The sequence below is a fragment of the Rossellomorea sp. NS-SX7 genome (assembly GCF_052828565.1).
Map to the genome: position 1 here is coordinate 1,294,987 of NZ_CM128249.1, position 16,322 is coordinate 1,311,308.

The following is a 16,322-nucleotide window of genomic DNA, read 5'->3' on the forward strand; positions in this document are numbered from 1 at the left end:
GAAGGACAATTAAAATGACTTCACGAATTGTCATATATATAGGCATACTAAGAGAAGCATGTCTATATTCTCGTGAAGGTGCAGTGAAGGACATGGAGGAGGGAATGTATGGCTAACCAAGTTGAACCTGGCTTAATTCCGGTACTATTCGAAGAACTTCAATCTGAGCGCTTTGTGACACTGTCCACTGTGGACCATGAAAGTGGCGGGCCAAATGTCAATGCCGTTTCATGGATTTTTGCCAAAGATGAAGAGACGGTGCTTTTCACTGTGAATCAAAAATCTAAGATCGTTGAAAATATTAAGAAAAACGCCCTTGCAGTCATTAATCTGATTGCGAATGAGTCCACGTATTCCATCAGCGGAAAGGCCGAAGTCGAACAGGAACACCTTGAAGGGGTTCCTCTGAAACTTACTCTCATCAAGTTGGAGATCAATGAAGTGAGAGATGTGATGTTTTACGGCTCTAAGATCTCAACTGAGCCTACCTATGTAAAAACATATGATAAAGCGGCTGCTGATCGATTGGACCGCCAAGTAATTGAAGCCATGAAAAAAGTCTGAATCCAGCTTTTTCATGGCTTTTTACGTGGTTTATTTATTCAATATGATGCTCGCTTTGCTCTTCTTGTTCTTTATTTAATTGATTTTCTTTAGATTGATTCATTTTTTTCTTTGGTTCCTTCGGTGCGTTCTCAGGATCGGTCTGCTTCAGTGAACGCGGGATTTCAGGCATGAGCCTTCCGGAAATATCAGATAGTTCGTTCATGATACCTTGAACAGGTTCCCCGCGCTGAATATCTTTACTGATTTCTTTCAGCCGGGCAGTGACGTCAGGATCAGCAACTACGATTGCCTGGGCACCATATGGATCATCTTTTAAAGCTTCAGCTACAGAATATTTAATGGATCCGACTTGAGAACGTTCGACATCGGAATCAATATCGATACCTACGAACGCATATTTACCTATGACGACTGCAGTCGCGTCTTTTACATCCGGAACACTGGTAGTCAAGTTAACGAGATGTTTTGATATTTGCTGACCGGATTTTCTTTCAACATGCTGGATATTGCTGTCCTGAACCGTGATTGGTTTATTCTTGTCGGATTGTGGATTCTTTTCGTATCCTACCTCATTATTATTGGCGCATGCCGATAGGAATAGGACAATCCCAATCAGAGAGATGATTTTATTCATGTCAGTACCTCCCGAATTAATTTCAATATCTTTTCTTATTGTGTAATTTTCTTCTATCTTTATACGTTTATTCATATATTTTAAGAAACGGGCCGTCCTATTTGAGTAGCTGGGAATAACCGGATGAACTTTGGCTACATACAATAGTAATAAGAAATGAGGAGCAGGAGGCATCGATTTGAAAAAAATTTATGTATTAGATACCAATGTCTTATTACAAGATCCACAAGCCATCTTTTCGTTTCAGGACAATGAGGTGGTTATACCAGCAGTCGTATTAGAAGAAGTGGACTCGAAGAAGCGTTACATGGATGAAATCGGACGAAACGCAAGACATGTATCAAAACTGATCGATAATTTAAGGCAAGAAGGAAAGCTCCATGAAAAGATCCCTTTGTACACAGGAGGATCGCTTAGAATTGAATTGAATCACCGTTCCTTTCACGAACTTCAAGAAATATTCGTAGAGAAAACAAATGATAACCGGATTCTGGCTGTCGCGAAAAACCTTTCTTTGGAAGAAGAAGCAAAAGAGGACGGGAAATCAGTCATATTGGTGAGTAAGGACACGCTTGTAAGGGTGAAGGCAGATGCACTGGGTTTGCAGGCTGAAGACTTTTTAAGTGACCGGGTAGTTGAGGTCAATGACATATATAGCGGTTTCAATGAGTTGTATATTGATAAGGAATTGGTGAACAAATTTTATGAAAAAGGGGAATTGACCCTTAAAGATATAACGCATCAGCGCTTTTATTCGCATGAATTCATCATCATGAAAGATGCACTGGGGAGCTCGGCTTCTGCCCTCGGTATGGTTGATGGCTCTGGAACGAAAGTGAAAAAGTTAGTATATGATCATGACCACATGTGGGGGATAAAGGCAAGGAATGTCCAGCAGACAATGGCGACTGAGCTTCTGCTTCGAGACGATATTTCACTCGTGACGATGATTGGTAAAGCAGGGACAGGTAAGACGCTGTTGGCGCTCGCAGCCGGTCTGCTGCAAACAGAGGATTTTCACAAATTCAACAAGCTCCTGGTGGCTCGTCCGATCGTACCCGTGGGAAAAGATATAGGTTATCTCCCGGGTGAGAAACAAGAAAAGCTCAGACCGTGGATGCAGCCGATTTACGATAACCTTGAATATTTGTTCAATGTGAAAAAACCTGGGGAACTGGATGACATATTAGCAGGCATGGCATCCATTGAAGTAGAAGCCCTTACCTATATAAGAGGCAGAAGCATACCTGATCAGTTCATCATCATTGATGAAGCACAGAACCTTACGAAGCACGAAGTAAAAACCATACTGACCAGGGTTGGGGAAAGAAGTAAGATTGTCTTGATGGGGGATCCCGCCCAAATCGACCACCCTTACCTTGATGAATACAATAACGGGTTAACGTATGTGGTTGAAAAATTCAAAGATCAGTCGATTGCCGGCCATGTCAAATTGATGAAAGGTGAGCGTTCAGGACTTGCCCAGCTCGCAGCAGATCTTTTATAAAAAAATGTGTAAGTATCATGAAAACAAATACATTTATACCATATGAAAAAGCCGGTGAAGGGGTTCCTTCACCGGCTTTTTTTCATATATGTAGGCAAATGATTCGGAAGTTGATCACTCAAGACGAAAAGCTTTTACATCCGTTATCGGATTTTCCCGGTTGGATCCGTCTTTAAAGAGAATATGGATCGGACCATCTTCCTTCAACGGTTTCCCATTCTTAGAAAAACCCATCAGCAGGTCATCTGCTTCATCGATACCGAAGCTGTAATCACCGGCAGCTGTTTCTAAGATGATTTTCGAAGCATCTTCAAGCGGTTCCGCGTTCTTTAGAAATGGAGTAAGAGGCATGGCAAATGTGCCTGTGAGGACTTTTTCCTTTTCATACTTCTTTTCTGTTTTTAACGTCGGAGGATAAGTGGCACCCTCCTGGATTTCACGGGACCAATGCTTTGACACAGCTTTTGTATATTCTTCAAGTTCGTCTTTCATGATGCTTCCTTCTTCGAAAAATGTGTTTAAATCAATCTTTCTGTCATCAAAAATCCATACACCGGAATCCAATGTGATGACAAACTTTACTTTACCTTTGATCGGTACGATGCTTTCCACTGCAGATTCCTCCCTTTCAATAGTACTAGTATATCGGTTATTAGAGTGTTTGTCACATGATTTCATGTAAGCATTTTCACTGTTTCATTTACTGGAATTAGGGAAACGTATAAAGAAAATGGAGGAGGCTGAGGTATAAATGTCAGACCAAAACCTATTGGGAGAATTAGTAGAGATCGCGAGGTCCTTTGCATCATATGGAAAGGTAGCAGATTATATTCCCGCATTGAGTGACCAAAATCCTGAAGATTTAGCGATTTGTATCTATTCCATCGAAAATGAGTCCTTCTATGCAGGGGATCATTTGAAAAAATTCACGCTTCAAAGTATCTCGAAGGTAATTACACTTGCGCTGGTGTTAATGGATAATGGAGAAGAGGAAGTGTTTTCCAAAGTCGGGATGGAGCCGACAGGGGACCCCTTTAATTCAATTGCCAAGCTCGAAACGAATAGACCTTCCAAGCCGCTTAACCCAATGATTAATGCAGGTGCTTTAGCAGTCACGAATATGATTAAAGGAGACACGGTTTTCGAAAAATGGGAAAGGTTAATAGAGTTCGTTTGTCATTTGACAGGACAGCAAGTTACATATAATGAAGATGTGGCTTATTCAGAATTACAGACAGCCAATTTAAACCGTTCGTTATGCTATTTTATGAAACAGCATGGTGTCATTACGGGGAATGTAGAAGACTTATTAGTTCTGTATACCAAACAATGTGCTGTGGAAATGAACTGCATGGACCTTGCGAAAATAGGTGCTGTCTTTGCTAATGACGGTCTGGATCCCGAGAGTGGAAAACAACTTATCACAAGGGATGTTGCAAGGATTTGTAAAACCTTTATGGTGACGTGCGGAATGTACAATAGTTCAGGGGAATTTGCCATTAAGGTGGGAATCCCTGCAAAGAGCGGAGTGTCCGGCGGGATAATGGGAAGTGTGCCTGGCCGGTGCGGCATAGGAATATTCGGTCCCGCTCTGGATGAGGTGGGAAACAGCATTGCCGGAGTGAAACTTCTTGAAGGTCTCAGTGCTAAGTATTCATGGAGTATTTTCTAATAAAAAGATCATTGTTCATCATCGACTGATAACTGTCTATTTCACAAATTCAATCCTTATAAATACGCTAATTGTTCTTGCAATTTATGCAATTTAACGATAAAATTTTAAGACAGGAATGCTATTTGTTCGGAATGGGGGGATCACTGTGGCGTCAGAAATGACAGTTAATCATCGAGAGAAAGCCTATGAATTATTAAAGGCTGATGCAGAAAAGATTTTACAGCTAATCAAAGTACAAATGGATAATTTAACGATGCCCCAATGTCCTCTTTATGAGGAAGTATTGGATACCCAAATGTTCGGATTATCCCGTGAAATAGAATTTGCAGTCCGATTAGGGCTCGTGGACGATGGAGATGGCAAGGAATTGATTGATTCTTTAGAAAGACAACTTTCTGCCCTTCATGATGCGTCTACAAAAAAGTAAAATAGTCATGACAACTCAAACAATACTGCACTCTGTTGTTTGAGTTTTTTTGTAGAGGTACATAAAACATAACGGTGCCAAAAAAGAAATGATATAAGAAAAAGGGTTGAATCGTCATGATTAAAAAAATACTGAAGTCCTACGACTATTCTTTGATAGCTGTTTATGTATTCCTATGTTTTTTTGGACTGGTGATGGTCTATAGTGCAAGCATGGTAATGGCTGTTGAACGTTTTGATCTGGAAAGTGACTTTTTTTATAAGAAGCAGCTGATTAACGTCATCATTGGATTCATTGCGTTTACGATTGCAGCATGGTTTCCTTATAAAGCCTTTCAAATAGGTAAAATCATCAAAAGTCTCATGTTCTTGATTATTGCAATGCTTATTTCAGTACATATTATTGGCAGTGAAGTGAATAATGCCAAAAGCTGGGTTGACCTTGGCTTCATGAGGATTCAGCCTTCTGAGTTTGCCAAGCTTGCAGTCGTCATTTATTTGGGATCGGTTTATTCGAAGAAACAGGCATATATCGATGACTTGAATCGCGGGCTTGCACCACCACTGATTTTTCTAGGGTTCATCTGCTTCATCGTTTTCCTGGAACCGGATTTTGGGACAGCGGCTATCATCTTTGCGATCGGTGCGATCGTCATCATGTGCTCCGGGATAAATTTCCGTACCATCTTTAAGCTTGCTGGAATCGGTACGGGGTTACTTGTCATCGTCTCTCCGTTCATTTATTTGGCGAGGGGTTTCATCTTTACCGAAGAAAGAATGAGCAGGATTGAAGCCTACCTGTCTCCGTTTCAGGATGCCCAGGGTGAAGGATATCAACTTGTTAACTCCTATCTTGCCATAGGTTCCGGTGGTGTCCAGGGGCTTGGACTTGGACAGAGTATTCAGAAGCTCGGTTACATTCCTGAACCTCAGACAGACTTCATCATGGCCATCATAGCAGAAGAATTGGGTGTATTCGGTGTCAGCTTTGTCATTCTCGGATTATCCTACATTGTATTAAGAGGGATTTATATCGGCGTTAAATGCCAGGACCCATTCGGGACGATGCTTGCCATCGGAATTTCAAGTATGATTGGTATTCAGGCATTCATCAATCTCGGTGGTGTATCCGGACTCATACCTATTACCGGGGTTCCGCTCCCTTTCATCAGTTATGGAGGATCGTCTTTGTTGGTACTTTCATTGTCATTGGGAGTACTTGTAAATGTCTCCATGTTTGTGAAATATGAAGAAAAATACAAGACAAAGAAGGAAAATGGCGAACCTTTGGAGAATATGTCTACAAACAGAAAAATATATGGTGTAAAAATGTAGGTCTCTAATAGAGGATGAAACACTCTATGTCTAGGGTCTGCCCCCTAAGATACGCTAGTATCCATCTTTCGGGTCAGCCCTTTTTTAATAGACTAGTAATGAAAGATTTTCAATCATGAACTAACTTAAAGGAGAGATTGTATTGAAGAAAATTCAAAAGGTATTAGTCGCAAACCGCGGAGAGATTGCCATCCGCGTATTCCGTGCATGTACGGAGTTGAATATCAGAACGGTTGCTGTCTACAGTAAAGAAGATTCCGGTTCTTATCATCGATATAAAGCAGATGAAGCATATCTGGTCGGTGAGGACAAGAAACCTATAGATGCTTACCTTGATATCGAAGGGATTATTAAAATAGCCAAGAAATCCGATGTTGATGCAATCCACCCTGGATATGGGTTCCTATCTGAGAATATTCATTTCGCCAGAAGATGCGAAGAAGAGGGGATCACCTTCGTTGGTCCGCATTCAACTCATTTAGATATGTTTGGAGATAAGGTGAAAGCGCGTAAACAAGCACAGCTTGCGGATATCCCTGTCATTCCTGGTAGCGACGGTCCTGTCTCAAGCCTCGAGGAAGTGATCAGCTTTGGAAAGGAAGCGGGGTTCCCGATCATCATTAAAGCTTCCCTTGGTGGCGGTGGCCGTGGAATGCGTATCGTCAGAAACCTTGAAAGTCTTAAGGAAGCATACGAACGTGCAAAATCAGAAGCGAAGGCGGCTTTTGGGAACGACGAGATCTATGTTGAGAAATTTGTGGAAAATCCGAAGCACATAGAGGTGCAGATCCTTGGGGATGCCGAAGGGAATATTGTGCATCTTTACGAACGTGACTGCTCCATTCAGAGACGTCACCAGAAGGTAGTCGAAATCGCTCCATCCGTATCCCTCCCGGATAAACTGAGAGAGGATATTTGTGAAGCGGCGGTACGCCTGATGGACAATGTGAAATATGTGAATGCCGGTACGGTTGAGTTCCTTGTGGCGAACAACGAATTCTTTTTCATAGAAGTCAATCCCCGTGTACAAGTTGAGCACACGATCACCGAGATGGTAACAGGTGTGGATATTGTTCAGTCTCAGCTGCTGATTGCTGAAGGACATACGTTACACAGCAGTAAAGTAGGAATTCCCCTGCAGGAAGATGTTCAATTGCACGGATTTGCGATCCAGTCAAGGGTAACGACAGAGGACCCACTCAATAACTTCATGCCCGATACAGGGAAGATCATGGCATACCGTTCCGGAGGAGGTTTCGGTGTCCGTCTTGACGCTGGAAATGGATATCAGGGAGCGATTGTTACACCGTATTATGATTCCCTGCTGGTGAAGCTTTCTACGTGGGCCCTGACATTTGAACAAGCCGCATCCAAAATGGTCAGAAATCTTCAAGAATTTAGAATTCGCGGTATCAAGACCAATATTCCATTCTTGGAAAACGTCGTGAAGCATGAAAAATTCATTACTGGGGAGTATGATACTTCATTCATCGATACAACCCCTGAATTATTCATTTTTCCTAAACGAAAAGACCGCGGTACAAAAATGCTCTCGTATATCGGAAATGTGACGGTAAATGGTTTTCCGGGAGTTGAAAAGAAGAAAAAACCGGTATTTTCAAAACCTAGGACTCCATTAATAGACTTAACCGAACCAGTGAAACCGGGGACGAAACAAATCCTTGATCAGCATGGTGCCGAAGGTCTGGTGAACTGGGTCAGGGATCAAAAGTCCGTCCTATTGACTGATACCACATTCCGGGATGCTCATCAGTCTTTGCTCGCTACCCGTGTAAGGACGAATGATTTAAAGCAAATTGCAGAGCCGACATCGAAGCTTCTACCGGATATGTTTTCCCTTGAAATGTGGGGAGGAGCTACATTTGATGTCGCCTACCGCTTCTTGAAAGAAGACCCTTGGAACCGTTTGTTGACGTTAAGGGAACGAATCCCGAATGTGTTATTCCAAATGCTTTTAAGGGCATCCAATGCAGTAGGATACAAGAATTACCCTGATAATGTCATCAAAGAGTTTGTTGAGAAATCTGCATTCGCCGGAATAGATGTTTTCAGGATATTCGACAGCCTGAACTGGGTCAAAGGAATGGAAGTGGCAATCGATGCCGTTAGACAGAGCGGAAAAATCGCGGAAGCAGCCATTTGCTATACAGGTGATATCGAAGACCCGACACGTACCAAATACGATATTGATTACTATAAGAATCTCGCAAAAGAGCTTGAAGCAAGCGGTGCACACATACTGGCGATTAAAGATATGGCTGGACTTCTGAAACCGCAGTCTGCCTATAGACTTATCTCTGAATTGAAAGATTCCGTAAATCTGCCTATCCACCTTCATACTCATGATACAAGTGGAAATGGAATCTATACGTATGCAAGAGCGATAGATGCAGGAGTGGATATTGTAGACACTGCATTGAGTACGATGTCTGGCCTTACTTCCCAGCCGAGTGCAAACACATTATATTATGCGTTGAAGGGGACCGAAAGGGAGCCTAATGTAAATATCGATTCTCTTGAATCACTGTCCCATTATTGGGAAGATGTACGTAAATATTATACTGATTTTGAAAGCGGAATGATGTCGCCGCATCCTGAAGTTTACAAACATGAAATGCCGGGAGGCCAATACAGTAATCTTCAGCAGCAGGCAAAAGCTGTCGGTCTGGGGGATCGATGGGAAGAAGTAAAAGAGATGTATGCACGAGTCAACCATCTATTTGGTGATATCGTCAAGGTCACTCCTTCCTCCAAAGTGGTGGGGGACATGGCACTCTTTATGGTGCAGAACGATCTATCAGAACAAGATGTCATTGAAAAAGGTGAAAAAATAGATTTCCCTGATTCTGTCGTGGAGCTATTTGAAGGATATCTTGGACAGCCGCATGGCGGATTTCCTGAAGAATTGCAAAAAGTCATCCTGAAAGGAAGAAATCCTTTAACAGTTCGTCCTGGTGAACTATTGGATGATGTGGATTTCACGAAACTGAAAGAGAAGCTCTATGAACAGCTCAATCGTCCGGTCACGAGTTTTGATGCCCTTGGATATGCGCTATATCCGAAAGTGTTCTCTGAATACGCTCAAACCCTTGAGCAATTTGGCGATATATCCGTATTGGATACCCCAACATTCCTATTCGGAATGAGACTTGGAGAAGAGATTGAAGTTGAAATCGAAACTGGAAAAACATTGATTGTTAAATTGGTATCAATCGGCCAGGCGCAGGCAGACGGTACACGAATCGTGTATTTTGAATTGAATGGACAGCCTCGTGAGATTGTCATCAAAGATGAAAATATCAAATCTACGGTTGCCTCGAAAAGAAAAGTAGATCCAAAGGACGAAACACATATCGGTGCCTCAATGCCGGGTACAGTCATTAAGGTGATTGTCGATAAAGGGGAGAAAGTGGAAAAAGGTGATCACTTGATGATCACAGAAGCCATGAAGATGGAGACTACGGTTCAAGCTCCATTCTCCGGAACGGTAAAAGATATTTATGTGGAGGGCGGAGACGCAATCAGTCCTGGAGACTTATTGATCGAAATGCAAAAATCATAAAGACATAGTAAAAAGGATGCCGGTTTGTAACCGGCATCCTTTTTTTATCATTCGTGATTTAATTTACTTCTTGAAGCGAGAAGATTGAAGTAACACAACAATCCGAATAGACATGAGATGATCAAGGCATGAAGAAGGGCGATTCCTAAGTTTAATCGAGTGAATACGACCAAAGCTCCGGAAATTACCTGCAGCGACACGAGAGTGAAAGCGATGATCCAACCCCAATAGATGACTTTTTGATGTTTGTGTTCTTTAATGGCGATATACGTAATATAAGCTATCCATAAAAAGATAAGTCCGGCTGCAGAACGATGTCCCATCTGTATCCATTCATACATATTCGTAGGGAGAGAAGGGCTTGAATTCACACAGAGCGGCCAGTCTTTACAGACAAGACTTGAGTTCGTATGTCTTACCAGCGCCCCTGTATACACGACAATGTAACTGTATAAAGTTACACCGATCATATGAAATCTCATACGCTTGTTGATGACAAGTGAACTTGCTTCAAATTTTTGATCTACTTCAAAAATGAGTAGAGTCAAAAGTAATATTGCTGCAAATGAAATCAGGGAAATCCCGAAATGTAAAGCAAGAACGAAATCAGATTGACCCCACATCACTGCAGCTGCTCCTATCAATCCTTGCAACAGCAAGAAAAAGAAAGACAGGGCTGATAAGAATTTCGTTTCACGCTTATACCCTATGGCTTTCCAGGACCATATTGACAAGGCGAGAACCAAAAGCCCCACTCCACCGGAGACTACTCTGTGAGCTAACTCGATCACAAGCTCCAATGTAATATCCGTTGGAATCAACTGGCCGTTGCATAACGGCCATGAGCGGCCGCATCCCATTCCTGATTCCGTCTTGGTCACTAAGGCTCCACCTAATAGTACAAATAGCATGCCCAATGTCGTGATGACGGCAAGCCATTTTAATCCTTTATGCAATCTATTCACCTTCTTAGATAAAGACTTCATTGACTAAAAAAATATAGTAGAAAAATAGTTTGTTGCCTTTACGATAATAACGAAATTACGTCTAAAACTCAACATATAAAATGTTACAGAATATTGAGCATTAATATTGGTGAGCTGGGGGACGATAATTCGTAGTAAAAATATCCTAAAAATGATTATATTAATTGTGTAAGCGCTTCTGTCGAAAGTATGTTATGATAAAATCAACATTTGTCGAATCGGGTGGTAACTTTCTGAATTTATTTTTCTTCACAATTTCTTCACAATATTATTTTTTTCCATCCCAAAAAAGAAAAAATATATGGTTTAATATAATATTGATAGCGTAATTACTATTTCTTATTTCTGTTAAAAAATTGAATTCGATATAGAAATGGTAGTTCATTTACTTTATAGTAGTAAGAGGTATCATCTGCCTCTGTTTGGTTTTAATGTGAGGAGGGGTAAAATGTCAAACAGTCGAGTAATGACAAATGTTGAAGAATCTAAGATCCCCACATCCACTGTGTGGAAAGATTTCTTAGCTTTAATCAAAGTCGGAATTGTTAATTCAAATCTGATCACAACTTTTACCGGGATGTGGTTAGCATTTTATTTTACAAATACACACTTTCTAAATTCTCTTGATATCATGTTTCTTACTTTAGTAGGTTCTTCCCTTATCATTGCAGGATCATGTGTGATTAATAATGTGTATGACCGAGACATTGATCATCTGATGGAGCGTACAAAGGAACGTCCTACGGTTACGGGCAAGATAAATGGCACGAAAGCATCGCTGCTTGGGCTTCTGATGATTGCATTCGGAATCATCATGCTGTTCATGACTACAGTAACTGCAGGTGTTATCGGAATTATAGGGGTTTTTAGTTACGTTGTATTATATACAATGTGGTCCAAAAGAAAATATGTAAGCAATACGATTGTAGGAAGCATTTCAGGTGCCGTACCTCCATTAATTGGATGGGCAGCTGTTGATGCTAATCTTGATATTATCGCTTGGATGTTATTCCTGATGATGTTTATCTGGCAGCCGCCGCATTTTTACGCGCTGGCTATGAAACGTGTGGAGGAATACAGAGCAGCAAATATCCCAATGCTTCCTGTCGTAAAAGGTTTTGCTGTTACCAAGCACCATATCGTCGCTTGGGTGGCTGCCCTGCTGCCGCTTCCGTTCTTTCTGATGGATCTGGGAATGTTCTTCTTCATTCTTGCAACAGCTTTCAACATAGGCTGGCTGGCTCTTGGCCTTGCAGGCTATAAAATGAAGGATGACATCAAGTGGTCTAAACTGATGTTTGTATATTCACTTAATTATTTGACTATCTTGTTTGTAGCGATGGTTATCGTTACCGTTATATAAGATTAGTGGGAATTCTTTCTGATAAGAAATCCAAATAGATATTTTTTTGAGTCCTTGTTTTATTTCAGGAAGTACATTACACGAAAGAGGGGTTTGATTAAGCTATGAAAGCAAGGCTAACTAAGTGGCGCTTATTCTCCATTGTAGCCATAATGGCACTTATTCTTTCTGGTTGCGGTGAGCCGTTTATTTCTACACTGCAGCCAGCTGGAGAAGTAGCACAGACACAATATGATCTTATGATTCTGGCTACATTAATAATGGTATTGGTTATTATTGTAGTTGTAATCGTGTACGCAGTGGCGATCATTCGTTTCCGCAGGAAAAAAGGAGACACTGCAATTCCAAAACAAGTAGAAGGAAGCCATACATTAGAGATTTTATGGACTGTCATTCCAATCATCCTTCTGCTTATCCTTGCAGTTCCAACTGTTACTGCAACGTTCCAGCTTGCTGATACAAAAGCAATGGACAAAAAAGACGCTGACGGAAATCGGGAAGCGCTGGTCGTAAATGTTCGTGCTAACCTATATTGGTGGGAATTCGAATATCCTGATCAAAAAATCATTACATCCCAGGATTTAGTTGTTCCAACAGATCAGAAGGTTTACTTTAATGTAACCGCTTCAGATGTTAAACACTCTTTCTGGATCCCGGCTGCAGGTGGAAAGATTGATACCAACGTAGATGGTGTCAACACATTCTTCCTTGAGTTTGACGGACAGAAATCCGAGGATGCCGGCGGAGTATTCTATGGTAAATGTGCAGAGCTTTGTGGTCCTTCTCACGCTTTAATGGACTTTAAAGTAAAAGCATTGCCTCAAGATGAATTCAATGGCTGGGTAAAAGATATGCAAAATGCAGGAGAACCTGAACCTGCTTCTGATTTAGCTCAACAAGGACAAGAAATCTTCAACCAAAAATGCTTAAGCTGTCATGCTGTTTCCCCAGAAGATGGCCGTCCCGAGTCTGCACGTCTTGCTCCGAACTTAGCAACATTTGGAGAGCGCAACCGGATCGCTGGAATTTTGGAACACAATGAAGAAGAACTGAAAAACTGGCTGGAAGACCCTGAACAATATAAGCCAGGAAATAAAATGACTGGTACATACGGAGAGTTATCGGATGAAGAAATGGATGCTCTTGCAGAATACCTGATGGGTCTCAAAGTTCAAGATTAATAGGGGATAAGTTAAAAGGGAGGTTAAATCGTGAGTAGCTTAGCACAGAAAAAAGGCTTCGGTGCGACAATTTGGGATTACTTAACAACAGTAGACCATAAAAAGATCGCCATCCTTTACCTCATGTCAGGAGGATTCTTCTTCTTGCTGGGAGGTTTGGAAGCTCTTATTATCCGTATACAGCTTGCAGTGCCTAATAGTGACTTTATTAGTGCAGGCTTATACAATGAAGTATTGACAATGCACGGTACAACAATGATATTCTTGGCTGCCATGCCACTTATATTTGCATTTATGAATGCCGTCGTGCCATTACAAATTGGTGCTCGTGATGTTGCATTCCCGTTCGTGAATTCACTTGGATTCTGGTTATTCTTCTTTGGAGGAGTATTCCTGAATCTTTCATGGTTCATGGGCGGAGCACCTGATGCAGGGTGGACATCCTACGCGTCCTTATCAATTGCATCAGAAGGTCATGGGATCGACTTTTATGTCTTAGGTTTACAGATTGCCGGTGCAGGAACTTTGATTGGTGGTATCAACTTCCTTGTTACCATCATTAATATGCGTGCTCCGGGAATGACTTATATGCGTATGCCATTGTTCACATGGACAGCGTTTGTTACATCAGCACTTATCTTATTTGCATTCCCAGCATTGACTGTCGGACTATTCTTAATGATGTTTGACCGTATGTTCGGATCGAATTTCTTCGATGTAGCAAATGGCGGTAACACAATCATCTGGGAACATTTCTTCTGGATCTTTGGGCATCCTGAAGTGTACATCCTTGTATTGCCGGCATTCGGTATTTTCTCTGAGATTATTCCACATTTCTCAAGAAAACGTTTGTTTGGATACTCTTCGATGGTATTTGCGACCGTATTGATCGGTTTCTTAGGATTCATGGTGTGGGCCCACCACATGTTCACGGTCGGCCTTGGTCCTATCGCAAACGCTATCTTCGCTGTTGCAACAATGGCGATTGCAGTTCCAACAGGTATTAAGATCTTTAACTGGCTTCTCACAATGTGGGGAGGAAGCTTGAAATTTACGACTCCAATGTTGTATGCGGTAGCTTTCATTCCATCATTCGTAGCCGGTGGGGTTACAGGTATCATGCTTGCATCTGCTGCAGCTGATTACCAGTTCCATGATACGTATTTCGTAGTAGCTCACTTCCACTATGTTATCGTTGGTGGTGTAGTATTTGCATTATTAGCTGGTACTCATTATTACTGGCCAAAAATGTTTGGTACGATGTTAAATGATTTCCTTGGGAAAATTTCTTTCTGGTTATTCTTTATCGGATTCCACCTGACATTCTTTATCCAGCATTTCTTAGGGCTGATGGGGATGCCGCGTCGTATATGGAAATTCCTTCCAGGTCAAGGTTTCGAGACAGGTAACTTAGTAAGTTCTATTGGAGCAGGATTCATGGGTGTATCCGTCATAGTCATCCTGATCAATGTCATCATCACTCAAGTAAAAGGTGTTAAAGTAGGTAATGACCCTTGGGGAGACGGACGTACAATTGAATGGGCAATTCCATCACCGCCTCCATTCTATAACTTTAAGCAAACACCACTGATCAGAGGGCTGGATGCTTATTGGTTAGAGAAAATGGAAGGTAAGAATGAACTTACGCCAGCTGAACCTATTGGCGATATTCACATGCCGAATAACTCGATTCTGCCGGTGATCATCTCCTTCGGATTGTTTGTTGCAGCTTTCGGAGCTATGTATCGTCCAGATGGAGAACCATGGGCAATTCCTGTATTAATCATTGGTATGCTCATTACTCTAGGAGCGATGTTCCTGAGATCTGTAATCGATGATCATGGTTATCATATTCACAAAGAAGATTTAATGGATGATGATAAAGGGGGTAAGGCATAATGCATGCTGAAGAAAAATTCACGCCGAAGACCTGGCCAGCCTCCCCTGAAAAGGCAACCCTTGAGGGGAAAAATAAGTTTATGGGCTTCTGGTTCTTCCTTGGTGGAGAAACAGTTCTGTTCGGATCACTTTTTGCTACTTATTTAGCACTTAAAAATAAAGTGCCAAGCGATAGCCACGCTTTAACTACTGATATTTTTGATCTGCCTTTATCATTTGTTGCTACAATGCTGCTTTTAACAAGTTCATTAACAAGTGTTTATGCAATGTATCATATGAAGAATTACAATTTCCAACGTATGCAGGCTTGGTTATTAATCACTGTACTTTTAGGTGCAGGATTCCTAGGTTTGGAAATTTATGAGTTTAATCATTACGTACATGAATACGGGCATACTTTTACTAGCAGCGCGTTTGGTTCTGCATTTTACGCACTCGTTGGTTTCCACGGAGGACACGTTGCATTCGGTCTCCTTTGGATCATCAGTTTGATGCTCCGTAATGCAAAACGCGGTTTAAATCTGTACAACGCTCCGAAGTTTTACTTAGCTTCTCTATACTGGCACTTTATCGACGTTGTATGGGTATTTATCTTTACAGTAGTATACTTAATGGGAATGGTGGGATAAACTGATGGCGAATCAACAATCAAATTCAGGTAACCCAAGTGTAGATTACGAATACCGTCGTAAGAAAAATGCAGAAGACATGAGAATGCAGGTTACTTCATTCATGTTCATGATTTTCTTAACACTAGTTGCATTCATCGCTGTTGCAGGTGATTTTGATAAGTACTTCGTAGTACCATTCATCCTGCTGCTGGCAGTAGTACAATTGATTTTCCAATTATATTACTTCATGCATATGAGTCATAAAGGACATGAAGCTCCTGCATTGTTCTTGTATTCTGGAGCACTTGTAGCGTTCATCACAGTGTTAACATTCTTGACAATCGTATGGATCTAAAATGAAAGTCAGCCAATTTAATTGGCTGGCTTTTTTTTCGGTTCCGGTCATTTGCTTTCGCCTTTGAGCGAGCCGCCTCTCGGCAAAGCCCTCCGCTTTTCTATTGTCCAGCTCCAGGGCTTAGAGGCACATGTCATAAGCCAATCCGGCCAAGAAGGCAAAGAACGCCTTCCAGTCCGGCTCGTCTTATGCCACCCGCC

Annotated in this window: 14 protein-coding genes; 11 read left to right on the forward strand and 3 right to left on the reverse strand. The window is 41.5% G+C overall.

Annotated features, from left to right (window positions below; genetic code table 11):
- Positions 1-108 precede the first annotated feature (108 nt).
- A complete protein-coding gene (locus ACUXV2_RS06335; protein WP_446246195.1) occupies positions 109-564 on the forward strand; it encodes a pyridoxamine 5'-phosphate oxidase family protein in 456 nt (151 codons plus the stop codon).
- A gap of 34 nt (positions 565-598) precedes the next feature.
- Here the strand turns inward: ACUXV2_RS06335 and ACUXV2_RS06340 are convergent, their stop codons facing one another.
- Entirely contained in the window at positions 599-1,201 is a 603-nt protein-coding gene (locus ACUXV2_RS06340; RefSeq protein WP_446246196.1) for a YhcN/YlaJ family sporulation lipoprotein, read from the reverse strand.
- A gap of 178 nt (positions 1,202-1,379) precedes the next feature.
- Here ACUXV2_RS06340 and ACUXV2_RS06345 point away from each other — a divergent pair, with 178 nt between their 5' ends.
- On the forward strand, positions 1,380-2,708 hold the full coding sequence (locus tag ACUXV2_RS06345; RefSeq protein WP_446246197.1) for a PhoH family protein: 1,329 nt from the start codon (positions 1,380-1,382) through the stop codon (positions 2,706-2,708).
- A gap of 114 nt (positions 2,709-2,822) precedes the next feature.
- Here ACUXV2_RS06345 and ACUXV2_RS06350 read toward each other — a convergent pair whose 3' ends face one another.
- The gene (locus ACUXV2_RS06350) at positions 2,823-3,320 is read right to left on the reverse strand and encodes a peptidyl-prolyl cis-trans isomerase (protein ID WP_446246198.1); all 498 of its coding nucleotides are present in this window, start codon (positions 3,318-3,320) and stop codon (positions 2,823-2,825) included.
- A 139-nt stretch (positions 3,321-3,459) separates the two neighbouring features.
- Here ACUXV2_RS06350 and glsA point away from each other — a divergent pair, with 139 nt between their 5' ends.
- From glsA to pyc, 4 genes are all read left to right on the forward strand, one after another.
- Positions 3,460-4,380 (forward strand): glutaminase A, encoded by a 921-nt coding sequence (gene glsA, locus ACUXV2_RS06355; RefSeq protein WP_446246199.1) that lies wholly within the window; start codon positions 3,460-3,462, stop codon positions 4,378-4,380.
- 148 nt (positions 4,381-4,528) lie between these two features.
- On the forward strand, positions 4,529-4,810 hold the full coding sequence (locus ACUXV2_RS06360) for a YlaN family protein (protein WP_446246200.1): 282 nt from the start codon (positions 4,529-4,531) through the stop codon (positions 4,808-4,810).
- Between the two features lie 116 nt (positions 4,811-4,926).
- Positions 4,927-6,144: a putative lipid II flippase FtsW gene (ftsW, locus tag ACUXV2_RS06365; RefSeq protein ID WP_446246201.1), complete on the forward strand. Its 1,218-nt coding sequence runs from the start codon at positions 4,927-4,929 to the stop codon at positions 6,142-6,144.
- A 142-nt stretch (positions 6,145-6,286) separates the two neighbouring features.
- On the forward strand, positions 6,287-9,727 hold the full coding sequence (gene pyc, locus ACUXV2_RS06370; protein WP_446246202.1) for a pyruvate carboxylase: 3,441 nt from the start codon (positions 6,287-6,289) through the stop codon (positions 9,725-9,727).
- 47 nt (positions 9,728-9,774) lie between these two features.
- On the opposite strand, the gene ACUXV2_RS06375 is transcribed toward pyc, so the two are convergent.
- A complete protein-coding gene (locus ACUXV2_RS06375) occupies positions 9,775-10,683 on the reverse strand; it encodes a COX15/CtaA family protein (protein WP_446246203.1) in 909 nt (302 codons plus the stop codon).
- Between the two features lie 478 nt (positions 10,684-11,161).
- Between ACUXV2_RS06375 and cyoE the strand changes: the two genes are divergently transcribed.
- The 5 genes from cyoE to ctaF all read left to right on the forward strand — a co-directional run bounded on the left by cyoE (position 11,162) and on the right by ctaF (position 16,122).
- On the forward strand, positions 11,162-12,076 hold the full coding sequence (gene cyoE / locus ACUXV2_RS06380; protein WP_446246204.1) for a heme o synthase: 915 nt from the start codon (positions 11,162-11,164) through the stop codon (positions 12,074-12,076).
- A gap of 104 nt (positions 12,077-12,180) precedes the next feature.
- Entirely contained in the window at positions 12,181-13,257 is a 1,077-nt protein-coding gene (gene coxB / locus ACUXV2_RS06385; protein WP_446246205.1) for a cytochrome c oxidase subunit II, read from the forward strand.
- Between the two features lie 30 nt (positions 13,258-13,287).
- Positions 13,288-15,156, forward strand: a complete 1,869-nt coding sequence (gene ctaD, locus ACUXV2_RS06390) for a cytochrome c oxidase subunit I (RefSeq protein WP_446246206.1) — start codon at positions 13,288-13,290, stop codon at positions 15,154-15,156.
- Entirely contained in the window at positions 15,156-15,785 is a 630-nt protein-coding gene (locus ACUXV2_RS06395; RefSeq protein WP_334217355.1) for a cytochrome (ubi)quinol oxidase subunit III, read from the forward strand. Before ctaD ends, ACUXV2_RS06395 begins: the two co-directional genes overlap by 1 nt.
- A 4-nt stretch (positions 15,786-15,789) precedes the next feature.
- Positions 15,790-16,122, forward strand: coding sequence for a cytochrome c oxidase subunit IVB (gene ctaF / locus ACUXV2_RS06400; RefSeq protein WP_071617996.1), 333 nt, complete (start codon positions 15,790-15,792; stop codon positions 16,120-16,122).
- Positions 16,123-16,322: the final 200 nt, after the last annotated feature.